The sequence below is a fragment of the Streptomyces sp. NPDC000983 genome, assembly GCF_040299205.1.
Lineage (GTDB): Bacteria > Actinomycetota > Actinomycetes > Streptomycetales > Streptomycetaceae > Streptomyces.
This window is the reverse complement of sequence record NZ_JBEPBM010000006.1, coordinates 64,367-87,877: the sequence shown is the minus strand read 5'-3', so window position 1 is coordinate 87,877 and position 23,511 is coordinate 64,367. Positions and strand designations below refer to the sequence as shown.

Annotated in this window: 16 protein-coding genes; 5 read left to right on the top strand and 11 right to left on the bottom strand. The window is 71.6% G+C overall.

Going from position 1 to position 23,511, the window contains the following annotated elements:
• Positions 1-277 precede the first annotated feature (277 nt).
• Positions 278-2,950, bottom strand: a complete 2,673-nt coding sequence (locus ABT296_RS08890; RefSeq protein WP_351924802.1) for a cellulose binding domain-containing protein — start codon at positions 2,948-2,950, stop codon at positions 278-280.
• A 200-nt stretch (positions 2,951-3,150) separates the two neighbouring features.
• Positions 3,151-6,069 carry a glycoside hydrolase family 48 protein gene (locus ABT296_RS08885; RefSeq protein WP_351924800.1) on the bottom strand — a complete coding sequence of 973 codons (2,919 nt, stop codon included), beginning with the start codon at positions 6,067-6,069 and terminating at the stop codon, positions 3,151-3,153.
• Between the two features lie 314 nt (positions 6,070-6,383).
• On the opposite strand from ABT296_RS08885, the gene ABT296_RS08880 reads away from it, so the two are divergent.
• The 4 genes from ABT296_RS08880 (at position 6,384) to ABT296_RS08865 (ending at position 10,446) form a co-directional block, all read left to right on the top strand.
• Complete coding sequence (locus ABT296_RS08880) at positions 6,384-6,821, top strand: hypothetical protein (protein ID WP_351924798.1); 438 nt, start codon at positions 6,384-6,386, stop codon at positions 6,819-6,821.
• Positions 6,822-6,876: 55 nt separating this feature from the next.
• Positions 6,877-8,592, top strand: coding sequence for a glycoside hydrolase family 6 protein (locus ABT296_RS08875; RefSeq protein ID WP_351924796.1), 1,716 nt, complete (start codon positions 6,877-6,879; stop codon positions 8,590-8,592).
• Positions 8,593-8,725: 133 nt separating this feature from the next.
• The gene (locus ABT296_RS08870; RefSeq protein WP_351924794.1) at positions 8,726-9,637 is read left to right on the top strand and encodes a class I SAM-dependent methyltransferase; all 912 of its coding nucleotides are present in this window, start codon (positions 8,726-8,728) and stop codon (positions 9,635-9,637) included.
• Between the two features lie 107 nt (positions 9,638-9,744).
• Entirely contained in the window at positions 9,745-10,446 is a 702-nt protein-coding gene (locus tag ABT296_RS08865) for an SDR family oxidoreductase (protein ID WP_351924792.1), read from the top strand.
• Positions 10,447-10,514: 68 nt separating this feature from the next.
• Here ABT296_RS08865 and ABT296_RS08860 read toward each other — a convergent pair whose 3' ends face one another.
• The 3 genes from ABT296_RS08860 to ABT296_RS08850 all read right to left on the bottom strand — a co-directional run bounded on the left by ABT296_RS08860 (position 10,515) and on the right by ABT296_RS08850 (position 14,364).
• A complete protein-coding gene (locus tag ABT296_RS08860) occupies positions 10,515-11,351 on the bottom strand; it encodes an aldo/keto reductase (protein WP_351924790.1) in 837 nt (278 codons plus the stop codon).
• Positions 11,352-11,461: 110 nt separating this feature from the next.
• A complete protein-coding gene (locus ABT296_RS08855; RefSeq protein ID WP_351924788.1) occupies positions 11,462-13,288 on the bottom strand; it encodes an AMP-dependent synthetase/ligase in 1,827 nt (608 codons plus the stop codon).
• 212 nt (positions 13,289-13,500) lie between these two features.
• Positions 13,501-14,364 (bottom strand): LysR substrate-binding domain-containing protein, encoded by an 864-nt coding sequence (locus ABT296_RS08850; protein WP_351924786.1) that lies wholly within the window; start codon positions 14,362-14,364, stop codon positions 13,501-13,503.
• A 160-nt stretch (positions 14,365-14,524) separates the two neighbouring features.
• On the opposite strand from ABT296_RS08850, the gene ABT296_RS08845 reads away from it, so the two are divergent.
• Positions 14,525-15,529: a bile acid:sodium symporter family protein gene (locus ABT296_RS08845; protein ID WP_351924784.1), complete on the top strand. Its 1,005-nt coding sequence runs from the start codon at positions 14,525-14,527 to the stop codon at positions 15,527-15,529.
• Here the strand turns inward: ABT296_RS08845 and ABT296_RS08840 are convergent.
• From ABT296_RS08840 to ABT296_RS08815, 6 genes are all read right to left on the bottom strand, one after another.
• Positions 15,465-16,688: a DUF5005 domain-containing protein gene (locus tag ABT296_RS08840; RefSeq protein WP_351924782.1), complete on the bottom strand. Its 1,224-nt coding sequence runs from the start codon at positions 16,686-16,688 to the stop codon at positions 15,465-15,467. The genes ABT296_RS08845 and ABT296_RS08840 overlap by 65 nt on opposite strands.
• A 123-nt stretch (positions 16,689-16,811) precedes the next feature.
• Complete coding sequence (fdhD, locus tag ABT296_RS08835; RefSeq protein ID WP_351924780.1) at positions 16,812-17,660, bottom strand: formate dehydrogenase accessory sulfurtransferase FdhD; 849 nt, start codon at positions 17,658-17,660, stop codon at positions 16,812-16,814.
• Between the two features lie 17 nt (positions 17,661-17,677).
• Complete coding sequence (locus ABT296_RS08830) at positions 17,678-18,538, bottom strand: 2Fe-2S iron-sulfur cluster-binding protein (protein ID WP_351924778.1); 861 nt, start codon at positions 18,536-18,538, stop codon at positions 17,678-17,680.
• A 60-nt stretch (positions 18,539-18,598) separates the two neighbouring features.
• Positions 18,599-20,494, bottom strand: coding sequence for an NADH-ubiquinone oxidoreductase-F iron-sulfur binding region domain-containing protein (locus ABT296_RS08825; RefSeq protein ID WP_351925177.1), 1,896 nt, complete (start codon positions 20,492-20,494; stop codon positions 18,599-18,601).
• Positions 20,495-20,499: 5 nt separating this feature from the next.
• The gene (locus ABT296_RS08820; protein ID WP_351924776.1) at positions 20,500-22,419 is read right to left on the bottom strand and encodes a molybdopterin oxidoreductase family protein; all 1,920 of its coding nucleotides are present in this window, start codon (positions 22,417-22,419) and stop codon (positions 20,500-20,502) included.
• Positions 22,416-23,387 (bottom strand): 2-dehydropantoate 2-reductase, encoded by a 972-nt coding sequence (locus ABT296_RS08815; RefSeq protein ID WP_351924774.1) that lies wholly within the window; start codon positions 23,385-23,387, stop codon positions 22,416-22,418. Before ABT296_RS08815 ends, ABT296_RS08820 begins: the two co-directional genes overlap by 4 nt.
• Positions 23,388-23,511 lie beyond the last annotated feature (124 nt).

Genomic DNA, 23,511 nt, shown 5'->3' with positions numbered 1-23,511 from the left:
CCGGCCTCCGCACGGAGACCGGGGCGATCGTGTGTCCGGGGCCCGAGAGGAGGCTGACGCGGTTTTCGGTCACGCATCTATCCAGTGGCCGAAATCTGGTGCATCGTTGATCGCGCGGGCCCACCCTTCCCCAGGTGAGGCCCCACCCGGGCCCCGCCGCGTCGGCCCGCCGCACCTCCCGGCTCCCCACGGGAGGCCATGCGGCTGCCCGTGCCCCGACCGGCACGGCGAAGGGCGCGCGCCGCCCCGCGGCACGCGCCCCTCGAACCGTTCCGGCTCAGCTCACCGCGCAGTTCTGGTCGCCGGCCTTGAACGCGGTCGGTTTTCCGTTCGTGCCCGACCATGTGCCGGTGAAGCCGAAGCTCACCGAGGCGCCCGCCGCCACGTTGGCGTTCCAGCCGACGTTCTTCGCCGTGACCGCCGCGCCCGACTGGGTGCGCTCGGCGTTCCAGATCTGGCCGATGGTCTGACCGCTGGGGAAGGACCAGTTCAGCGTCCAGCCGGACCAGGCGGCGGAACCGGTGTTGGTCAGCTGCACGTCCGCCTGGAAGCCGCCCTGCCACTGGTTGGTGATCCGGTACGTCACCGCGCAGGCGCCGGTCGGCGTCGGGTCGGGACCGGGATCGGTGCCGCCCCCGTCGGAGGAGTCGCCGTAGATGACGCCCCGGCCGTTCGTGGCGACGTAGACGCGGCCGTAGACCCTCGGGTCGCCGGTGATCGCCGCGCCCGTCCAGCCCCACTGGTGGGCGTCGTCGTTGATGCGGGTCCAGGTCGCACCCTTGTCGGTGGAGCGGAAGACGCCGCGCACCCCGCCGATCTTCGCGCTGGTGTACAGCGTCTGGTAGGAGGCGTTCGGCGCCGCCTTGCCGAAGCCGATGGTGTCGGCCTGGTCGACGCCCGAGAGCTTGGTGAAGCTCGCCCCGCCGTCGGTGGAGTGCCACAGCCCGTACGCGCCGTCGGTCGCCCCGCCCGCCAGCCAGACATCGCCCTTGACGCCGGGCAGAGCCTTGAAGCGGACGCTGTCGCCGCTCGGCAGCCCGGTCGCGGCCGAGGCGGTGAAGGTCGCCCCGCCGTCCGAACTGACGTAGAACTTGCCGGACTTGAAGCCGTAGAAGACCTTCGGGTCGACCCGGTCGGACTCCACGACCGCGCCCGCCGGGATACCCGTCGACGCCGACCACGAGGTGCCGAACCCGGTGGTGTGGTGGACCCCCGCGCCCTGCGGGCTCCACACGAAGCGGCTGCCGTCGGCCGCCGCGGCGACCGTGCCGCCGCCGCTGACGCCCGAGGGGTCGGTGCCCGCGAACCAGTTGGCGCCGTTGTCCGTGGAGAACGCGATGTGCGGGCCCGAGTCGAGGTTCCCGGCCCGGACCACCGTGTTCGGGTTGGACTCCGCGAAGTCCAGACTGGTGGTGGAGGTGAAGTTCGGCTGGGTGTACATCATCGCCGGCACCTTGGTCAGGTCCGTGTGCCGGAAGCCGCCGATGTCACCGAGGGCGCTCAGCAGCGGCGCGCCCGAGGGGGGAGAGGCCAGGTCGTTGACTGCCGTCTCCTCCAGCCCCTGCACCATCGGCTTGATGGCGAAGGTGCTCCCGGAGTCCCAGTTGGTCAGGTTCTCGGTGCCGTAGACCGTCGCGCCCGTGCCGTACATCATCCGGTCGGAGTCGAACGGGTCGATCTCCAGCGCCTCGGTCATCCAGCCGAGCTTCGGTGTCTGCTCGGGCGGCGCCGGATTGGCGTTCCAGGTCAGCCACGGGGACGAGGAGACGTCCATGGTGTAGCGGTTGGAGCGGTTGGGGTACGAGGTGTAGTCCCACGCCTTCGTCCAGGTGGCGCCGGAGTCGGTGGACCGGAAGATCTGGGTGTCCGGCCACCAGGAGCTGTACGCCGTCGCCATCACCGTGCCCGGATCCTGCCGGTCCACGGTGAGCCCGCTGAAGCCGTAGTAGGTGTCGGCCTCCGCCACCGGGCTGATGTTCGTCCAGGCGCCCGTCGCCGTGGTGTACCGCCACAACTGGCCCTTGCCGCCGTCGTACGGGCCGCCCTTGTCGCTGTACGACAGGTACAGCTGGCCGTTCTCCGCGTCCAGGACACCCTTGTGGGCCAGGTAGCCGGTGGGCTGCCCGGCCAGCCGGGTCCAGGTCGCGCCCGCGTCCGTCGAGCGGTACACCGCGTTGTCCTTGTCGGCGACCCCCACGTACACCGTCCGGGTCGCGCTGCCCGCGCTGCCGGTGGACTCGTCGAAGGTGACCCAGACGATGCCCTGGTTGTCGGAGGCGTAGCCGCTGGTGTCGCTCGGATCCTGGGCGTAGTTGCCGACGTTGGGGAAGTTCGTCACCTGCGACCAGGAGGCCCCGGAGTCCGTCGACCGCCACAGACCCTTGCCGCTCGGCGCGCCCAGGTACAGCACGCTGTTGCGGTTCGGGTCGACCGCGAGCCGCTCGCCCATGCCCCGGCCCGGCATGTTGCCGCCGAGCTTGAACGGCAGGTTCGCCTTCTGCCAGGTGGCGCCCCGGTCGGCGGAGCGCAGCACGGCGCCGTTGCCCGGGTCCCAGCTGTTGGTGTAGGTGCCGACGGCCGCGTAGACCCGGTTGGGGTCCACCGAGTCGGAGGCGAGGCTGACCACGCCGGTGTGGCCCCAGTCGTCCCAGCCGACCGAGTCCAGCAGCGGCGTCCAGGTCTTCGAGGACTGCACCCAGCGGTAGGCGCCGCCGATGTCGGTGCGGGCGTAGGCGAGGTCGGCCTCGCTGCGGTTGAAGACGATGCCGGGGACGAATCCGCCGCCGTCGATCCGGGCGTTCTTCCAGGTGTAGGTGTCGGCCGTGATCGACACGGCCTGAGCGGCGGGCTCGGCGGGCTCGGCGGGCTCGGCGGCCAGGGCGGGCGGGGTGCCCGCGAGCAGTCCGGCCGCCAGCGCCAGGACGGCCGTGAGGATGCGGGTTCTTCGCACGGGGAGTCCTTTCGGGGTGGGGTGGGCGTACAGGGGGATTGCCGGGGAGAGCGGGGTAAGCGCTTTCTCGACGGTGCGAGAGGGGCCGGGCGGTCCCCCGTGCGGGAGGGGACCGCCCGGCCGTCCGGTCCCGCCGGTCAGGTGGCGGGACCACGTACGCGGAGCCGTTCGGGCGCCGGTGAGCGCCGGGCGGGGGCTGGTTACTCGAGCAGCTCCGCGTACGAACCCATGGCGAGGGCGATGTCCGCCTGCGCCCAGAACCGGTGGTACGTGAAGGACGGCACCGCGCCGCCCGCCAGATAGGACTCGATCTTCGACCAGGCCGGGTCGTCCTCGTAGAAGGAACGGATCGACTCGAACGTCGACGACGCGTTGATCGTGTCGCCGTTCGGCATCGTCCCGGTCCAGCCGCTCGGCACGTAGACCGGGTCGTCGAAGCGGTTGTAGTCGGCGCGGTTCTCCGGGACGGCGATCCCGAGGGCGTCCTGGTGGTTGTCCCACATGCCGTCCAGCAGCGCCTTCGCCGTGCTCGCCGCCTCGGTGTCACCGGAGCGGTCCGCGTAGTACGTCAGGGTCTTGGCGTACGCGGCGGCCACACCGACGTCGTTGGTGTAGTCGGCGACGGTGACATGGAGTCCCGCGTTGGAGCCGGGGCTCGTGGCGTTCCAGGTGTCGGGCTGGCCCGACCACTGGAGCGTCGAGGGGATCAGATAGGTGCCGTCCGGGTTGACCGTGGTGTGGTCCAGCGCCCAGTCGACCCACTTGTCGAGGACCGTCTTGGCGGCCGCGTTCCCCGTCTGCTGGTAGTACTCCGCCACCCGCTCCATCGACCACGCCTGGAAGCCGAACCACTGGTTCGAGGGCGGGTCGTGGTAGACGGGCTGCTGGTCGTAGTACATGCCGTAGAAGGTCGACTTGCCGCTCGGCGGGGTCGCGTACCGGCCCGCCCAGCTGTTGGTCGCCCCGCCGGCGATGCCGCCCTCGGCCGACTGCAGCCAGCGGTAGAACTCGATCTGCCGCTCCAGGGACTTCGCCCAGTCCGCCTGCCCCGTCGCCGACTTGGGCTTCAGGTCGGCGTAACTGGCGAGCGCGTACGCGGCCATCGGGTTCTGGTAGCCGCCGTGCGCGTGGCTGGAGCCGATGCGCCAGGCCCAGCCCGCCGAGGTGTCGGTCGCGCCGCCCCAGGCGAAGTACCAGGAGAGCAGGTAGTGCGAGGAGTCCTTGCCGGTGCCGGCCGGACAGGCGGACGGACCCACGCAGTTGCCGACCTTCTTGAAGTACTTGTCGTACATGGCGTAGCGCAGGTAGTCGCCCATCTTCGCGGCCTTGGCGACGGTCGCGGAGATCTCGCCGCCCTTGCCCTGCGCGTCGGCCCACTTGTCCGCCCAGTAGGCGGCCTGCACCGCACGCGCGTCGGCGTCCGGGGCGTTGGTGAACTTCCACTGCTTGGCGTAGGACGCGTCACCGGTGAACAGGTCCAGATAGCCGTTCTTGCCGCCGTACTTGAAGGCGTCGCAGGTCGGCTGCGGCACCGTCTCCCACACCGACTCCTGCGCGCCGCGCTGGAAGGTGTTGATGTACGACGGACCGGTGTCCGAGGGGCCCGCCTCGCACTTGCCCGGCGAGTTGCCGTAGCCGTAGACGTTGTCCACGTCCTGGAGCCAGTGCATGGCGTACACGTCGTCCGTGCCGTACGCGCTCTTCAGCTCGGCCGCGATCGGGTCCGGGCCGACCGACACCGAGGCGTCGAGCTTGGCCGGGTACTCGTTCGGGGTGTCCAGCTCGGGCGCGTAGGTCGCGGGCTTGGAGGCGTTGTAGAAGGAGTTGGTCGGCTGGTCCGCGTGGGTGGGGATCATGTACTTCTCCATGATCTCCCAGGCCCCGTTGAACCTGGTCCAGTCACCCGTGACCTTGCCGTACATCGCCTGGAGCCACAGGAGGTAGCTGTACGCCTCCGAGGTGGTCTCGTGGCCGTGGTCCGGGGCCTCCACGATCAGCGTCTCGACCGAGTGGTAGGGGATGCCCTCGGGGGAGAAGTAGCCGTTCGCCGGGTTGGTGATCTTCCCGTACAGCTCCAGGAACCGGGCGTCGTACTCGCCCGACGCCTCGATCTGGGTCACGGTCACCGCGGCCTTGGCGTGTCCGTTCGCGGTCGACTCGAAGGTCGCCGCGCCGGTGCCGGAGGCGGCCGCCGTGATGGTCACGCGCTGCGTGGTGTTCCAGTTCGACGGCGTGAAGGTGAGCGAGGCGCCGCCGGTCACCGACAGACCCGAATTGCCGCCGGTCCGCGCGGTGGTGACGGTCACGTTGGCCGAGGGCTGGGTCGACAGCTTCAGGTCGTAGGTGCCCGACTCGCCCTGCTGGACGGCGAGTTGGTTGGTGGAGGCCACCACGGCGGGACCCGAGGCGACCGTGATGCCGACCGGCGTGGACTCCGCGGACGCGCCGAGGCTGTCGTACGCCTTCGCCAGCAAGGAATGACTGCCCACGGTCAAACTTGAGACGGAGAGCGAGTAGGGCGCGCTCGTGTCCGTGCCCAGCAGCGTGGTGTCGTCGTAGAACTCCACCTTGCTGATGGTGGCGTTGTCGGCCGCGGCGGCGGTGGCCGCGAGCGGCACCGCGTCACCCTGCGAGTAGACGGCGCCCGCGGCCGGGCTGGTCAGCACCGTGATCGGCGGCTGGTGGGCGCCGGCGCAGGTGGTGCCGTTGACCGCGAAGGAGCTGGGCGCGGCGTTGGTGCCGCTGTAGCTGAACTGCGCCCCGGTGGAGACCGCGGCGCCGGCCGCGATCCTGCCGTTGTACGAGGCGTTCTTCACCGTGATGCCCTGGCCCGACTGCGACCAGGTGCCGTTCCAGCCGTTGCTGAGCTTCTGGTTGCCCGAGTAGGCGTAGGTCAGCGTCCAGCCGTCGATCACGTCCGTACCGCGGTTGGTGATGGTCAGATCCGCGGTGAAGCCGGATCCCCAGTCGTTCGTCTTGTAGTCGACGCTGCACTGCAGCGGCGCCGCCTGAGCAGGGGTGGTACCGGTCGCGAGCAGGGTGATCGGAAGCGCCAGAGCGGCGACGACGGCTGTCCAGGCACGCCGTAGCGCTCTTCGCCTCCGGGGAGGGGGCTGCATGTGCTGGTTCCTCCTTGCGGCTCGGAGAAGTCAAGGCTTGAACCAGTGGGAGCGCTCCCATAGTGAGGAAGAGGGTCCGGGGGGTCAAGATGCTTGAAGAGTCGAAAATGTTCGACGTGGTCGTTTGAGTAAAAGTCAGCAACTCCTCTGTCCTTTACCGTCACTTGGCGCTAACTTCGGTGACACCAGTGGGAGCGGTTCCATCAGTCGACGCGTCCGTCGCGACGTGTCTGATCTGCAAGGAGTCGCTCATGCGACACCCCCCGCGTTCAGTACTTTTAACCGCCGCCGAAGCGGTCGATCTTGTCACGAGCATGACCATTTCGGCTGTCCCGGCGTCGGAAGCCGTACCCGTCCACCCGGTGGAGCACTTCGCCACCGGGCGGCGGGACACCGGCCTGCCCGTCGCCCGGACGGCGGTGAAGACGTCCTGGGCGTCGGTGGCGCACACCTTCGAGGACGAACCGGCCGGCCCCGGGTACATGGTCCCGGCCGGCGGGCTCGACACCTCGGACGACGTCGGTCCACGGCCGACGTCCCGGCCCGGTGACCCCACCGGCACCCCGGCCGCGGCACGGCATGCCCACCCCGTCAACTCCGGTGTGGACAAGAGCTGTCCGAACTCCTGGCTCGCCCCCGTCGCGGCCCCGCCCCTCCGGGCCGGACCCCGCACACCCGGGACCGCTCCACGGGTCCCGCCCCGCACGGCTCTTACGACGGAACCCCACGTCGTACGGCATCGGGCCGCGTGAACACCTGCGCGCCCTGAACGGACAACCCCCTCTCACCGAGAAGGAACCCGCACTCATGAGTCGTACCAGAACTGCGATGCTCGCCGCCCTGGCGCTGGTCGCCGGGGCCTCCGGGACGGCGCTCGCCGCCGTGCCCGACGAGATCGGCACCGCGGCCGTACCGTGCACCGTCGACTACCAGATCCAGAACCAGTGGGGCACCGGCTTCACCGCCGCCGTCACGGTCACCAACAACGGCGCCGCCAAGAGCGGTTGGAACGTGAAGTGGTCCTACGCCGGCAACCAGCGGGTCACCAACGGCTGGAACGCCCGGATCACCCAGAGCGGCGCGGCCGTCACCGCGGTCAACGAGTCCTACAACGGCAGCCTCGGCACCGGCGGTTCGGTCAGCTTCGGCTTCCAGGGCACCTACAGCGGCACCAACGCGATCCCGGCCACCTTCACGCTGGACGGTGTGACCTGCAACGTCGACGACGGCGGTGGCGGCACCGACCCCGACCCGGACCCGGGCACCGGAACCCGCGTGGACAACCCGTACTCCGGGGCCAAGGTCTATGTGAACCCGGAGTGGTCGGCGAAGGCCGCCGCCGAGCCGGGCGGCAGCCGCATCTCCAGTCAGCCCACCGGTGTGTGGCTGGACCGGATCGCCGCCATCAACGGCGTCAACGGCGGCATGGGCCTGCGCGACCACCTCGACACGGCCCTGACCCAGAAGGGCAGCGGCGAACTCGTCGTCCAGCTGGTGATCTACAACCTGCCGGGCCGGGACTGCGCCGCCCTCGCCTCCAACGGTGAACTCGGCCCGACCGAGATCGGCCGGTACAAGACCGAGTACATCGACCCGATCGCCGCGATCCTCGCCGACCCCAAGTACGCCTCGCTGCGGATCGTCACCACCGTCGAGATCGACTCGCTGCCCAACCTCGTCACCAACACCGGCAGCCGGCCCACCGCCACCCCGCAGTGCGACGTGATGAAGGCCAACGGCAACTACGTCAAGGGCGTCGGCTACGCGCTGAGCGAGCTCGGCGACGTGCCCAACGTCTACAACTACGTGGACGCCGGCCACCACGGCTGGATCGGCTGGGACGACAACTTCGCCCCGTCCGCCCAGCTGTTCAAGGAGGCGGCGAGCGCCGAGGGCGCCACCGTCAACGACGTGCACGGCTTCATCACCAACACGGCCAACTACAGCGCCCTGAAGGAGAACAACTTCACCATCAACGACTCCGTGGCCGGCAAGTCCGTCCGCGAGTCGAAGTGGGTCGACTGGAACCGGTACGTGGACGAGCAGTCCTTCGCCCAGGGCTTCCGCAACCAGCTGGTCTCGGTCGGCTTCAACACCAACATCGGCATGCTGATCGACACCTCCCGCAACGGCTGGGGCGGCTCCGCCCGGCCCGCCGGGCCCGGCGCCACGACCAGCGTGGACACCTATGTCGACGGTGGCCGCTACGACCGCCGCCTCCACATCGGCAACTGGTGCAACCAGTCCGGAGCGGGTCTCGGAGAGCGGCCGCAGGCCAGCCCGGCCACCGGGATCGACGCCTACGTCTGGATGAAGCCGCCGGGTGAGTCCGACGGCGCGAGCCAGGAGATCGACAACGACGAGGGCAAGGGCTTCGACCGGATGTGCGACCCGACGTACACCGGCAACCCGCGCAACGGCAACAACCTGTCCGGCTCCCTGCCGAACGCCCCGCTGTCCGGTCACTGGTTCTCCGCCCAGTTCCAGCAGCTGATGCAGAACGCCTACCCGCCGCTGTCGTAAGCGGCTGATCCCGCCGGGGCCCGGTGCGAACCGGGCCCCGGCGACGGTCGCCTTTGCGGATTCGGCAACGGTGTTTGCCTTTCTCCGGTGCGTCGGCGCACGCTGGCCGCACCCGGAGGAGAGGCTGGCCACCATGGCGCACGATCACGATCACGAGCATGTACACGGGCGGACGCACGAGCACCACCACGACCACGGCCCCGCCGACGTCGACTGGTCCGAGCTGGCCGAGTACCTGCAGACCCAGGCCGAGCTGTACACGCCGCTGCACGAGCACGCGCTCGCCTGGCTGGGCGGCAAGCAGAGCGCACCGGGCCTGGTCGTCGACGCCGGCAGCGGACCCGGGGTTGTCTCCTGCATGCTCGCCGACGCCTTCCCCGGCGCCCGGGTCGTCGCCGTCGACGGCTCCGCACCGCTGCTGGAGCTGGCCCGCGCCCGCGCGGAGCGGCTCGGGGTCGCCGACCGCTTCTCCACGCTGACCGGTGAACTCCCCGACGTCATGGCCGACCTGGACTATCCCGCCGATCTGATCTGGGCCAGCAACAGCCTGCACCACCTCGGCGACCAGCAGGCGGCCGTCGCGGCCTGCGCCGAGCGACTGGCCGTGGGCGGCACGCTCGCCCTGGTCGAGGGCGGCCTGCCCACCCGCTTCCTGCCGCGCGACTTCGGCATCGGCCGCCCGGGCCTCCAGGCGCGGCTCGACGCGGTGCACGAGGACCGGTTCGCCCGGATGCGCGCCGACCTCCCCGACGGGGTGGCGGTGCCGGAGGACTGGCGGGCCATGATGTCGGCGGCCGGGCTGCGGCCCACCGGCACCCGGACCTTCCTGCTCGACCTGCCCGCCCCCGCGCCCGACCGGGCCCGGGCCGTCGCCGCGGCCACCTTCGGCCGCTTCCGGGAGATGTTCGGCGACGAGCTCGACGCCGAGGACCGGGCCACGCTCGACCGGCTCGTCGACCCGGACGACAAGGCGAGCGTCCACCACCGGGCCGACCTCTTCGTCCTGGCCGCCCGCACCGTGCACACCGCGATCCGCCCCGCCTGACGCGACCGGACCCCACCGGTGGCCGGGCTTGACTTCGAGAGTGCTCGAACTGATGAACTCCCCTGCGGCACCGGGGATCCCGGTGCCCGTAGAAACAGGGGGTAACCATGACCGACTCTCCGGTCGCGCTCATCACCGGCGGCGGCAGCGGCATCGGCGCCGCGGTCGCCCGTCAACTGCTCGACGCCGGGCACCGGGTGGCCGTCACCGGCCGGGGCGAGGCGCGGCTGCGCGGCTTCGCCGCCGAACTCGGCCATCCCGAGGGGCTGTTGACCCTTCAGGGGGACGCCGCCGACCACGCCCGGGTCGAGGCGGCCGTCGAGGCCACGCTGAAGGAGTTCGGGCGGATCGACACGGTCGTCGCCAACGCCGGTGTGGCCACGCACGACACGGTCGCCGAGGGCGACCCGGCGGGCTGGCGGGAGATGATCCTCACCAACGTCCTCGCACCCGCCCTGCTCATCAGGGCCTCCATCGACGCCCTCAAGGAGACCCGGGGCCGGATCGTGCTGGTGGGCAGTGTCGCCGGCTTCGTGCACGGGCCGGGCAACCTCTACGGCGCGACCAAGTGGGCGGTGACCGGGCTCGCCGAGAACACCCGCCGCGAGGTGACGCAGTGGGGCGTCGGCGTGACCCTGATCGCGCCGGGCCGCACCGAGACCCCGTTCTGGGACAACTACGGCAGCCTGCCGCCCGGTCATCTGCTCACCGCCGACCAGATCGCCGACTCGGTGGTCTGGGCGATCCGGCAGCCCGAGGGAGTCGACGTCAACACAGTCGTCGTACGGCCGGTCGGGCAGCCCAACTGAGGTCGTACGGCCCAACCGAGTGGAAGCGGGCGGCCCTTGAGGAAGGGCCGCCCGCTTCCGTGACGGGCTCAGACGACGTCGAACGTCGCCGGGTTCGGGCCGATCCGGCGGTCCTCGTTGAGGGCGCTGATCGCCGCGAGGTCCTCGGTGTCCAGGCTGAAGTCGAAGACGTCGATGTTCTCCCGGATGCGGGACGGCGTGACCGACTTGGGGATCACCACGTTGCCGAGCTGGAGGTGCCAGCGCAGCACGATCTGGGCCGGGGTGCGGTTGTGCTTCTGGGCGATGGCCACGATCGCCGGAACCTCCAGCAGGCCCTTGCCCTGGCCCAGCGGCGACCACGCCTCGGTGGCGATGCCGAGCCGCGCGTGCAGCTCGCGGGAGGCGTGCTGCTGAAGGTGCGGGTGGAGCTCGATCTGGTTGACGGCCGGGATGACGGAGGTCTCCCCGGTCAGCCGCTCCAGGTGCTCGGGAAGGAAGTTGGACACGCCGACGGCCTTGGCCCGGCCGTCGGCGAGCAGCTTCTCGAACGCCTTGTAGGTGTCGACGTAGGTGTCCTTCGCTGGCAGCGGCCAGTGGATGAGGTACAGGTCGACGTAGTCCAGGCCGAGCTTGCCCAGCGAGGTGTCGAAGGCGCGCAGGGTGGCGTCGTACCCCTGGTCGGCGTTCCAGAGCTTGGTGGTGACGAAGACGTCCTCGCGCGGGACGCCGGAGGTGGTGATGGCCTTGCCGGTGCCCTCCTCGTTGCCGTAGATCGCCGCTGTGTCGATGCTGCGGTACCCGGCCTCCAGCGCCGTGGCGACCGCCTGCTCGGCCTCGTCGTCCGGCACCTGCCAGACACCGAAACCCAGCTGGGGCATCTCGACGCCGTTGTTGAGGGTGATCTGGGGGACCTTGCTGCTCACGAGCTCTTGATCCTTACGGTTGTCGTCAGGTGTGGTACCTCCATCGTCAACGATCACGGGCCCCGATGCATTCCTGATCGCCGAATCCGAAGCGCCCCCGCGCCGACCGCTCACGCCTGGTACAGCGCCTCCACCTCGCCCGAGTACGCCTTCTCGATCGCCCGGCGCTTGAGCTTCAGCGACGGGGTGAGCAGTCCGTGCTCCTCGGTGAACGGCTGGGCCAGGATGCGGAAGGTACGGATCGACTCGGCCTGGGAGACCTGCGTGTTGGCGGCCACCACGGCCCGCCGCACCTCCGCCTCCAGGTCGGCGTCGTGCACCAGCCGGGCCGGGTCCATGCGCGGCTTGTCCCGCATGCCCAGCCAGTGCTCCACGGCCTCCTGGTCCAGGGTGACCAGGGCCGCCACGTAGGGGCGGTCGTTGCCGACGACGATGCACTGGGCGACCAGCGGATGGTCGCGCACCCGCTCCTCCAGCGGCCCGGGCGAGACGCTCTTGCCGCCCGAGGTCACCAGGATCTCCTTCTTGCGCCCGGTGATGGTCAGATAGCCGTCCTCGTCGAGGGAGCCGAGGTCGCCGGTGGCCAGCCAGCCGTCGTGCAGGGTCTCGTCGGTGGCCTTGGGGTTGTTGAGGTAGCCCTGGAAGACGTTGCCGCCGTTCAGCCAGACCTCCCCGTCGTCCGCGATGTGCACGGTCACGCCGGGGACGGGCTGCCCGACGCTGCCGTAGCGGGTGAGTTCGGGCGGGTTGGCGGTGGCGGCGGCGGTCGACTCGGTCAGTCCGTAGCCCTCGTAGATGTGCACCCCGGCGCCGGCGAAGAACAGGCCGAGCCGTCGGTCCATGGCCGAGCCGCCGGACATCGCGTGCCGGATGCGCCCGCCCATCGCGGCCCGCATCTTGGCGTAGACGAGCTTGTCGAAGAGCTGGTGCTGCATCCGCAGCCCCGCCGAGGGGCCGGGCCCGATGCCCCACGCCCTGGCCTCCATCGCGTCCGCGTACTTCACCGCGACCTCGACGGCCTTCTCGAAGGCGCCGGAGCGGCCCTCCTTCTCGGCCTTGCGGCGGGCGGCGTTGAAGACCTTCTCGAAGATGTACGGCACCGCGAGGAAGAACGTCGGCCGGAACGCGGCGAGGTCGGGCAGCAGTGCGGCCGCGTTCATCTGCGGCTGGTGGCCGAAGCGCACGCCCCCGCGGACCGCGGCGACCTGCACCATCCGGCCGAAGACATGGGCGAGCGGCAGGAAGAGCAGGGTCGCCGCCTCGTCGCCCTTCCTGGAGTGGAACACCGGCTGCCAGCGCTCGATGACCGTGTCCGCCTCGTACATGAAGTTGCCGTGGGTGAGGACGCAGCCCTTGGGGCGGCCCGTGGTGCCGGAGGTGTAGATGACGGTCGCCACCGAGTCCGGGGTGACGGCTCTGCGGTGCCGGTGCACGGTCTCGTCGTCGAGGTGGGCGCCCGCGTCGTACAGCTCGGGCACGCAGCCCGCGTCGAGCTGCCACAGCTCGCGCAGCCGGGGGAGCCGGTCGATGACCGTGGCGATGGTCATCGCGTGGTCCTCGTGCTCGACGACCGCCGCCGTGACCTCCGCGTCGTGCAGCATCCAGAAGCACTGCTCGGCCGACGAGGTCGGGTAGACGGGCACCACCTGGGCGCCGATCGTCCACAGGGCGAAGTCGAAGAGCGTCCACTCGTAGCGGGTGCGGGACATGATCGCGACCCGGTCGCCGAACCGGACGCCCCGGGCGAGCAGCCCCTTGGCGAGGGCCAGCACCTCGTCGCGGAACTCCGCCGAGGTCACGTCCCGCCACCGGCCGGCGTCGTCCTTGCGGCCGAGCGCGACATGGGCCGGGTCCTCGTGGGCATGCCGGAACACCACGTCGGCCAGTCCGCCCACCGGCGGTGCCAACGCCAACGGAGGGTTGGTGAACTCGCGCAAACCCCGCTCCCCGCTCCTGGTGTCGCTCCGCACGGCGCCGTGAAAGCTACCCCACCGTCCCACCGCACGGCAGGGTGCGGAAGGTGCGCGGGACGTGAGTTCGCACAGGTCAGTGAGTGGAAATGCGCTCACATGGGGCGGGGTCGGACACAAACCTGACGGTTGAGTAAGTTTCCGGGCCGCAATCTCCACGGAATCTGTACGACGCGTTCTCAGCGCCGGTGCAGCCGCTCGCCGCCCGCCAGGACCGCCGCCGCGAGGGCCCGCGCGGCCGACTGGGAGCCCGTCGGACGGGGGCCGTGGACCAGGACGAAATCCACCCGGCCCAGCTCCGGCAGCCCCGAGCGGTCCGGCATCCGCACCAGGCCCGGCGGGATCAGCCCCCGGGAGTGCGCCATCACGCCCAGCCCGGCGCGGGCCGCCGCGACCAGGCCGTTGAGGCTGCCGCTGGTGCACACGATCCGCCACTGGCGGCCCTGGCGCTCCAGCGCCTCCAGGGCGAGGGCGCGGGTGATGCCCGGCGGCGGGTAGACGATCAGCGGCACCGGCCGGTCCGCGTCCAGACGCAGCCGCTCCGCGCCGATCCACACCAGCCGGTCGTTCCAGACCGGCTCGCCCCGCGGGTCCTCCGGGCGGCGCTTGGCCAGGACCAGGTCCAGCTTCCCGGCGGCCAGCTGCTCGTGCAGGGTGCCCGAGAGCTCCACCGTCAGCTCCAGGTCGACCTCCGGATGCTCGTACCGGAAGCCCTCCAGGATCTCCGGCAGCCGGGTCAGGACGAAGTCCTCCGAGGCGCCGAAGCGCAGCCGGCCGCGCAGCCGGGTGCCGGTGAAGAAGGCCGACGCCTGCTCGTGGACCTCCAGGATGCGGCGGGCGAAGCCGAGCATGGCCTCGCCGTCCTCGGTCAGCTCCACGGAGTGGGTGTCGCGGACGAAGAGCTGCCGGCCCGTCGCGTCCTCCAGGCGCCGTACGTGCTGGCTGACCGTCGACTGGCGCAGCCCGAGCCGCCGGGCGGCCCCGGTGAAGCTCAGCGTCTGGGCCACCGCCAGGAACGTCCGCAGCTGGGAAGGGTCGTACACACCGCCACGTTATCGCGGAACGTGATGACAGTCAGAGTGGTATGCCGGATTCCCGATCGAGGGGCCGGGGAGGACGATGGAGAGGGCACGCACGTGCCCGTGACTACGGACGTACAGCGAGTGGTGGAGCACAGTGAAACGCCTGCGACGGCCGCGAAGGATGCCGGTCGACCCCTACATCCTCCTGCTGCTGGGGACGGTCGGCCTGGCCGCGCTGTTCCCGGCGCGCGGCACCGGCGCCGAGGTCGCCTCCGGCGCCTCCACGGCCGCCGTCGCCCTGCTGTTCTTCCTCTACGGCGCCCGGCTCTCCACCCGTGAGGCCCTGGACGGGCTGCGCCACTGGCGCCTCCACCTCACCATCCTGGCCTGCACCTTCCTGGTCTTCCCGCTGCTGGGCCTGGCCGCCCGCGGACTGGCCCCGGTGCTGACCGACCCCCTCTACCAGGGACTGCTCTTCCTCACCCTGGTCCCCTCCACCGTCCAGTCCTCGATCGCGTTCACCTCCATCGCCCGCGGCAACGTGCCCGCCGCGATCTGTGCCGGCTCCTTCTCCTCCCTGGTCGGCATCCTCGCCACCCCGCTGCTCGCGGCGAGCCTGCTCGGCAACAGCGGCGGCGGCTTCTCCACCGACTCCCTCGTGAAGATCGTGCTGCAACTGCTGGTGCCGTTCCTGGCCGGGCAGCTGCTGCGCCGCTGGATCGGCGGCTTCCTCGCCCGGCACCGGCAGGTCCTCGGCCTGGTCGACCGCGGGTCGATCCTGCTGGTCGTCTACACCGCGTTCAGCGCCGGCATGGTCGAGGGCGTCTGGCAGCGGGTCAGCCCCGCCCGGCTGGCCGTGCTGCTCGCCGTCGAGGCCGTCCTGCTCGCCGTGATGCTCCTGCTGACCTGGTACGGCGCCAAGGCCCTCGGCTTCGACCGCGGGGACCGCGTCGCCATCCAGTTCGCCGGTTCCAAGAAGTCCCTCGCCGCCGGACTGCCCATGGCGAGCGTCCTGTTCGGCGCGCACGCCTCGCTGGCCGTGCTGCCGCTGATGCTCTTCCACCAGATGCAGCTCATGGTCTGCGCGGTGATCGCGAAACGGCGTTCGAAGGACCCGGAGGTCAGCGCGGGGCCGCCAGCCGCAGGGTCACGAATCGCGGTCGGTACAGGGCCACGTTCCGGCTGAGGTTCGCCGCGGCGCCCGTCGTCTCCAGCCAGTTGACGTCGTAGCTGAGCACCAGCCGCCCCCGCCCGCTCAGCTCCGGATGCGTCTGCGGGTTGTACGCGGCGACCTGGCCGTCGGGCAGGGCGGGGCTGAAGTCCCGGGTCGGGCCGTGCCAGGGCCCGGTGGGCGAGCACGCCCAGTACGAGGTCACGGTGGTCAGCCCGGAGCCGCCCGCGGCCATCGTGAACAGCACGTAAGTCCGCCCGTCGCGCACCACCGAGAACGCGCTGCCCACCCCGGTGCGCCGCCCGTCGCCGAGCACCGCCCGCGGCCGGACCCCCGCCGCCCACTCCTCGCCGTCGAAGTACTCCCAGGCCGCCGGATCGGCGAGCCCGCCCTCGGGCACCCGTGCCGCGTAGGCCAGGGAGGCCGGACGGGACACGGCCCGGCGGTCGTCGCCGCCGAAGACGTACGTCCAGCCGTCCTCCTCGACCAGCGTCGTGCCGAACAGCACCCGCCGGGACGGGTCGGCGACCGAGCCCTGGTCGAGGATCCGGGCCGTGGACTCCACGCGCAGATCGGGCAGGGACAGGGTCGCCACCTCGGTGGCGGTGGGCACCCCGTAGATCCACGGCGCCTGTCCGGCCGTGCGCACCCACAGCAGGACCCGCAGCACCAGGTCGGCGGAGCCGGGCCGGCGCGGCTCCACCCGGGCCGCGACCGGCCAGCGCCAGCTGCCCGGCGCGGGGTCGGCGAAGAGCGGGGCCGGGAGGGTGCTCTCCAGCCGTCCGTCACGCATCACCACCGCCGAGTTGCGCACCAGCGGCGCCGTGGTGTCCCGCCAGGCGTAGGACTCGCCGACCGGGTTGGGCGGGCCGTACACCGGGCCCAGATAGGTGTCGGAGAACAGCCACAGCACCCGGCCGTCCGGCAGCCGCACCGAGTGGGTGCCGTCGCCGCCGGTCCAGTCGTCGGTGCGCGAGGCGTCGTCGCCGTACCGCGCGAACTCCGAGGTGAGCCGCTCGTCGGCGGACCAGGAGCGGACCGTACGGGCCGGGCAGGCGCCCTCGCCGCCGTCGTCCTCGGGGAACGCGCTGAGCAGCACGGCGCCCAGGACCAGGGCCAGCAGCAGGCCGAGGCCCGTTCCCACGCGGTGGCGTACTCGTGCGTCGTCGGACACGCTCCGGGACGTTAGTGGCAGGCGCGCCGCCGGTCCATGGGGCCTCGGCACGGCGGGGCCCCCGCGGCGCAGGGGGCGCTCCCCGCCGGCGAGGGCCCCGCCGCCGTGCCGCGGGGGAGACCGTCAGCCCTGGGCGGCCGCGGCCGGCACGGCGATCCGGTCCTCGCCCGCGTACACGTTCATGGAACTGCCCCGCAGGAATCCGACCAGGGTCAGGCCCGTCTCGGCCGCGAGGTCCACGGCCAGCGAGGAGGGCGCCGACACCGCCGCCAGCACCGGGATCCCGGCCATCACCGCCTTCTGCGCCAGCTCGAACGAGGCCCGCCCGGAGACCAGCAGGATCGTGCGGGACAGCGGCAGCCGGCCGTTCTGCAGGGCGCGGCCGACCAGCTTGTCCACCGCGTTGTGCCGGCCCACGTCCTCCCGGACGTCGAGCAGGCGTCCGTCCTCGGTGAACAGGGCCGCCGCGTGCAGCCCGCCGGTCCGGTCGAAGACCCGCTGGGCGGCGCGCAGCCGGTCGGGCAGCGCCGCCAGCAGCGCGGGCTCGATCCGCAGCGGGGGAGTGTCGGCGATGGGCCAGCGCGCGGTCGTGCGCACGGCGTCCAGGCTGGCCTTGCCGCACAGCCCGCAGGACGAGGTCGTGTACACGTTCCTCTCGAGCGTGATCTCCGGGATCAGCACGCCCGTGGAGGTCCGCACGTCCACCACGTTGTACGTGTTCGAGCCGTCCTCGGTGGCGCCCGCGCAGTACACGATGTTCTGCAGCTCGTCGGCGGCGCCCAGCACGCCCTCGCTGACCAGGAACCCGGCGGCGAGCGCGAAGTCGTCGCCGGGGGTGCGCATGGTGATGGCGAGGGGTTTGCCGTTGAGCCGGATCTCCAGGGGTTCCTCGGCGACGAGCGTGTCCGGCCGGGCGGTGACCGCTCCGTCCCGGATACGGATCACCTTGCGTCGTTCCGTGACTCGTCCCATGTCCCGATCAGCCCCGATCAGTTCCGGTTCTGGACGTGCTGGTAGCCGAAGCGTCCCTTGATGCACAGGTTGCCGTGGGTCACCGGGTTGTCGTGCGGCGAGGTGACCTTCACGATCTCATTGTCCTGTACGTGCAGAGTGAGGTTGCAGCCCACTCCGCAGTACGCGCACACCGTGGTCGTCTCCGTCTGCGCCGACTCGTCCCAGGTGCCCGCCGCCCGCATGTCGAACTCCGACTTGAAGGAGAGTGCCCCGGTGGGACACACCTCCACACAGTTCCCGCAGTAGACACAGGCCGAGTCGGTCAGCGGGGCGTCGTGCTCGACCGCGATCCGGGCGTCGAAGCCCCGCCCGGCAACAGAGATCGCGAAGCTGTTCTGCCACTGGTCGCCGCAGGCGTCCACGCACTTGTAGCAGAGGATGCACTTGTCGTAGTCCCGCACGTACAGCTCGTTGTCGACCCTCGGTTCCTCACCGAGACGGACCGCGTCCGGGCCGAAGCGGTCCGGTTCCGCCTCGTACTCCTTGATCCACCCGGCCACCCGCGGGGTGGTCGACAGGTCGACCGAGGAGGCGAGCAGTTCCAGGACGATCTTGCGGCTGTGCCGGGCCCGCTCGGTGTCGGTGCGCACCTCCATGCCCGCCTCGGCCCGGCGGGAGCATGCCGGGACCAGGGTGCGGGACCCCTCGACCTCGACGACGCACACCCGGCAGGCGTTCTTCGGCCGCAGGGTGTCGCCCTCGCACAGGGTCGGGACGTCCTTCCCGGCGGCCCGGCAGGCGTCCAGCACGGTGGAGCCCTCGGGGGCCCGCACCGGCTCCCCGTCGACGGTGAACTCCAGCAGACGGCGCGGGATGCCCAGCGGTGTGGCGGTCATGCGTGGACCTCCGGACGGTCGATGGCGGTCATGCGTGGACCTGCGGACGCTCGATGGCGGTCATTCGTAGGCCCCCAGGCGGTCGATGGCGGATTCCACGGCGTTCCACGCGGTCTGTCCCAGACCGCAGATCGAGGCGTCCCGCATCGCGCGGCCCACCTCCCTGAGCAGGGCGATGTCATCGGCCGCCGCCGCACCCGAGCGGTCCGCGATCCGGCGCAGCGCCTCCTCCTGGCGGACGGTCCCCACCCGGCAGGGCACGCACTGCCCGCAGGACTCGTCCCGGAAGAACTCGGCGATGCGCAGCAGCAGCCGGGGCAGCGGCACCGTGCCGTCGAAGGCCATGACGACCCCGGAGCCGAGGGTCGTGCCCGCCGCCCGGGTCCCTTCGAAGGTGAGCGGGACGTCCAGTTCGTCGGGGCGTACGAAGCCGCCCGCGGCGCCGCCCAGCAGCACCGCCCGCAGCCCGTCCCGGACCCCGGCCAGCGTCAGCAGCTCGCCCAGCGTCGCGCCGAACGGCAACTCGTAGACCCCGGGCCGGTCCACGCTCCCCGAGACGCAGTACAGCTTCGGGCCGGTGGACCCCGGGGTGCCGATCGCCGCGTACGCCGGGGCGCCCAGGGTCAGCACCGGCAGGACGTTGACGAGCGTCTCGACGTTGTTCGCCACCGTCGGCTTGCCGAACAGGCCCTTCTCCACCGGGAACGGCGGCTTGGAGCGGGGCTCGCCCCGGTACCCCTCGACGGAGTTGAACAGCGCGGTCTCCTCACCGCAGATGTAGGCGCCCGCGCCCCGCCGGATCTCGATGTCGAAGGCGTAGCCCTGACCGAGGACGTCCTCGCCGAGCAGCCCCCGCGCCCGGGCCTGAGCCAGGGCGTGCTCCATGCGCCGGACCGCCCGCGGGTACTCGCCGCGCAGATACAGGTACCCGCGGTGCGCGCCGGTCGCGTACCCGGCGATCGTCATCGCCTCGACCAGGGCGTACGGGTCGCCCTCCATGATCACGCGGTCCTTGAAGGTGCCCGGCTCGGACTCGTCGGCGTTGCAGACGACGTAGTGCGGACGGTCGGGCCGGGATGCGGTGGCCTGCCACTTGCGGCCGGTGGGGAAGGCGGCCCCGCCCCGCCCGACCAGCCCGGAGTCGGTCACCTCACGGATGACGTCGGCCGGGCCCAGCTCGAAGGCCCGGCGCAGGGCGCGGTAGCCGCCGTGGGCGCGGTAGTCGTCCAGGCTCGCCGGGTCCACCACGCCGACCCGCCCGAGCAGGGTGAGCCCGGGGTCCCCGGCCTGGGGCACCGCCGTCGCCGCCGGGGGCTCCTCGGGCGCCGAGTCCGGAGCGGTCGCGGCGAGGACGGCGCCGCGCACGGTGGCGGGCGCCGCGACCGCCGTACGCGCCGGGTCGCCCGCCCTGATCGCCAGGGCCGCCGGGGCGCGCTCGCACAGGCCCAGGCAGGGGGAGCGTTCTACGTGGACCGCGGGGCCGGGACCCTCCTCTTCGCCGGCGTGGCCCCCGGGGCCGGGACCCGCCTCGTTGCCGGCGCCGGCGTGGACCCCGGGGCCGAGGGCCGCCTCGACACCGGCGCACAGCTCGGCCGCGCCCGCCGCCGTACAGGCCAGGTCGGTGCAGACGTGCAGTACGGTCGCCGGGCGCGGCCGGACGGAGAACATCGCGTAGAAGGTGGCGACGCCGTACGCCTCGGCCGGGGGCACGGTCAGACGGCGGCACAGGTAGTCCAGGGCGCCCTCGCTGATCCAGCCGACCCGGTCGTTGACCGCGTGCAGCCCCGGCAGCAGCAGGTCCCGGCGCTCGCGTGCCGCGCGTCCGCCGCGCGCCCACCTCAGGTCGGCGCCGGAGCGGTCGGCGCCCTCCCACGAGGACTCCGGGGGGCCCAACAGGGCGTCGACGGCCGCCCGTTCGTCGTCCGTCGGCTTGCTGTCGCCGAAGTGCAGGTCCACGTGTGTCACCTCACGATGGTCGCGACGGGCAGCTTCTCGATCCGGATCGCCGACGCCTTGAACTCCGCCGTCCCCGCGATCGGGCAGTTCGCCTCGATCGTCAGCGCGTTGGTGTCCACCTCGTCGGGGAAGTGCATGGTCATGAAGGCGAGCCCGGGCCGCAGCGCGGTGTCGATCCACACCGGCGCGACCACCGAGCCCCGGCGCGAACTCACCCGCACCTCCTCGCCGACGACGACCCCGTACCGCTCGGCGTCCTCCGGGCACAGCTCCACGAACTCGCCGCGCCGCAGCGGGGAGGCGAAACTCCCGCTCTGCACACCGGTGTTGTACGAGTCGAGCCGCCGTCCGGTGGTGAGCCGGACCGGGTACTCCTCGTCGGTGAGGTCGACCGGCGGATCGTGCTGGACGATCCCGAACGGCGCCGGCACCCCGCGCGCGGCCGGGTCCGCCTCCCACAACCTGCCGTGCAGATAGGAGGGTTCGACCCCCTCGGTGCTCGGGCACGGCCACTGGATGCCCTGATGCCGCTCCAGGCGCTCGTACGTCATCCCGTAGTGGTCCGGGGAGACCGACCTGAGTTCGTTCCAGACGGCCTCGGCGTCGGCGTACTTCCAGTCGTGGCCGAGCCGGGCCGCCAGCTCGCAGATGATGTCGATGTCCTCGCGCGCCTCGCCGGGCGGGGCGACCGCCCGCCGTACCCGCTGCACCCGGCGCTCGCTGTTGGTGGTGGTGCCGTCGGTCTCGGCCCACCCGGCCGTGGCGGGCAGGACCACGTCCGCCAGCTCGGCGGTCCTCGTCAGGAAGATGTCCTGCACCACCAGGAAGTCCAGTTGCCGCATCCGGCGGACGGCCTGCTCGCTGTCGGCCTCCGACTGGGCCGGGTTCTCCCCGATGCAGTAGACCGCCTTGAGCGCGCCCTCCTCCATCGCCTCGAACATCTCGGTGAGGTTGAGCCCGTAGTGCGGCTGGATGACGGTGTCCCAGGCCGACTCGAACTTCAGCCGGGAGCCGGTGTCGAGGATGTCCTGGAAGCCCGGGAGCCGGTTGGGGATGGCGCCCATGTCACCGCCGCCCTGCACGTTGTTCTGCCCGCGCAGGGGCTGCAACCCGCTGCCGTAGCGCCCGACATGGCCGGTCAGCAGGGAGAGGTTGATCAGCGCGCGGACGTTGTCGGTGCCGTTGTGGTGCTCGGTGATGCCGAGGGTCCAGCACAGCTGGGCGCGCTCGGCGCGGGCGTAGGCGTGCGCCAACTCGCCTATGGCGGCGGCCGGTACGCCCGTCACCTTCTCCGCGAGCGACAGCGTCCAGGGCTCGACGAGTGTTTTGTACTCCTCGAAGCCGGTGGTCGCCCGCCGGATGAACGCCTCGTTGGCCAGGCCCGCGTGGATGATCTCCCGCCCGACGGCGTGGGCCATCGGGATGTCGGTGCCGACGTTCAGGCCCATCCAGCTCTCCGCCCATTCGGCGGTGGACGTCCGGCGCGGGTCGACGGCGTACATCCGGGCGCCGTTCCTGATCCCCTTCAGGACGTGCTGGAAGAAGATCGGGTGCGCGAAGCGGGCGTTGGAGCCCCACATCACGACGACGTCGGTGTGCTCGATCTCCTCGTACGAGGAGGTACCCCCGCCGGAGCCGAAGGCCGCCGACAGTCCGGCGACGCTGGGGGCGTGGCAGGTGCGGTTGCAGGAGTCGACGTTGTTGGTGCCCATCACGACCCGGGCGAACTTCTGGGCCACGTAGTTCATCTCGTTGGTGGCGCGGGCGCAGGAGAACATGCCGAACGCGCCGCGGTTGCGGGCCAGGCCCCGGGCGGCCCGGTCCAGGGCCTCCTGCCAGCCGGCCTCGCGGAAGGGCTCGTCGCGGGAGTCCCTGACGAGCGGACGGGTGAGCCTCGTATAGGTCTTCGCCTGGCGTTTCCTCATGCGGCGCTCCTCGACGCGAGCAGGTCCGAGATGGCGTGCACGGTGCGCAGGGTGGGCACCGGGACACCGGTGATCTCCGCCAGCTCGACGACGGCCGCGAGGAGGACGTCGAGTTCGAGCGGCTTGCCGCGCTCCAGGTCCTGGAGCGTGGAGGTGCGGTGGTCGCCGACCCGCTCGGCGCCGGCCATCCGGCGCTCGATGGAGACGCCGACCTCGCAGCCGAGGGCCTCGGCGACGGCGAGCGTCTCGGCCATCATCGTCTCGATCACCTCGCGGGTGCCGCCGTGCAGGCACATCTGCCGCATGGTGGCGCGGGCCAGCGCGCTGATCGGGTTGAAGGAGATGTTGCCGAGCAGCTTGAGCCAGATGTCGTTGCGCAGGTCCGGCTCGACGGGGCACTTCAGGCCGCCGGCCCGCATCGCCTCGCTGAACGCCAGACAGCGCGGCGAGACACCGCGGTCGGGCTCGCCGACGGAGAACCGGGTGCCCTCCAGGTGCCGTACCAGACCCGGGCCTTCGAGTTCGGTGGCGGCGTAGACGACACAGCCGACGGCCCGTTCGGGGGCGAGCACCGCACTGACCGCGCCGCCGGGGTCGACGCTCTCGACACGGTGGCCGTCGTGCGGGCCGCCGTGCCGGTGGAAGTACCACCAGGGGATGCCGTTCTGGGCGGCGACCACCGCGGTGGAACCGTGCAGCAGGGGCTCGATCAGCGGCCCGCACGCCGCGTACGAGTTGGCCTTCAGGCCCAGGAACACGTAGTCGACCGGGCCGATCTCGGCGGGGTCGTCGGTGGCGTGGGCGAAGGCGGTGAAGTCACCGCGCGGGCTGAGCACCCGCACGCCGTGCTGCCTCATGGCCGCCAGATGGGGTCCACGGGCGACGAGATGGACGTCGGCGCCCGCGCGGTGGAGCGCGGCGCCGACATAGGCGCCGATCGCACCGGCGCCGAGGACTGCGACTTTCATACGGGGGAGCTCCGTTCGGTTCGAGGGATACCGCGGAGTGGGTGCACCGTCGAACTCTGTCGACGAAATATTGTCTACAGTATGCTTGTTGGGGCGGCAAGGGGTTCGGCAAGGGTTCGCGCGG

Bases quoted from the DNA above. Each gene is read 5' to 3' on its own strand.
- ABT296_RS08885 (WP_351924800.1), bottom strand. From the start codon at position 6,069: ATGCAGCCCCCTCCCCGGAGGCGAAGAGCGCTACGGCGTGCCTGGACA.
- ABT296_RS08880 (WP_351924798.1), top strand. From the start codon at position 6,384: ATGACCATTTCGGCTGTCCCGGCGTCGGAAGCCGTACCCGTCCACCCG.
- ABT296_RS08875 (WP_351924796.1), top strand. From the start codon at position 6,877: ATGAGTCGTACCAGAACTGCGATGCTCGCCGCCCTGGCGCTGGTCGCC.
- ABT296_RS08870 (WP_351924794.1), top strand. From the start codon at position 8,726: ATGGCGCACGATCACGATCACGAGCATGTACACGGGCGGACGCACGAG.
- ABT296_RS08865 (WP_351924792.1), top strand. From the start codon at position 9,745: ATGACCGACTCTCCGGTCGCGCTCATCACCGGCGGCGGCAGCGGCATC.
- ABT296_RS08845 (WP_351924784.1), top strand. From the start codon at position 14,525: ATGCCGGTCGACCCCTACATCCTCCTGCTGCTGGGGACGGTCGGCCTG.
- fdhD (WP_351924780.1), bottom strand. From the start codon at position 17,660: ATGGGACGAGTCACGGAACGACGCAAGGTGATCCGTATCCGGGACGGA.
- ABT296_RS08830 (WP_351924778.1), bottom strand. From the start codon at position 18,538: ATGACCGCCACACCGCTGGGCATCCCGCGCCGTCTGCTGGAGTTCACC.
- ABT296_RS08820 (WP_351924776.1), bottom strand. From the start codon at position 22,419: ATGAGGAAACGCCAGGCGAAGACCTATACGAGGCTCACCCGTCCGCTC.
- ABT296_RS08815 (WP_351924774.1), bottom strand. From the start codon at position 23,387: ATGAAAGTCGCAGTCCTCGGCGCCGGTGCGATCGGCGCCTATGTCGGC.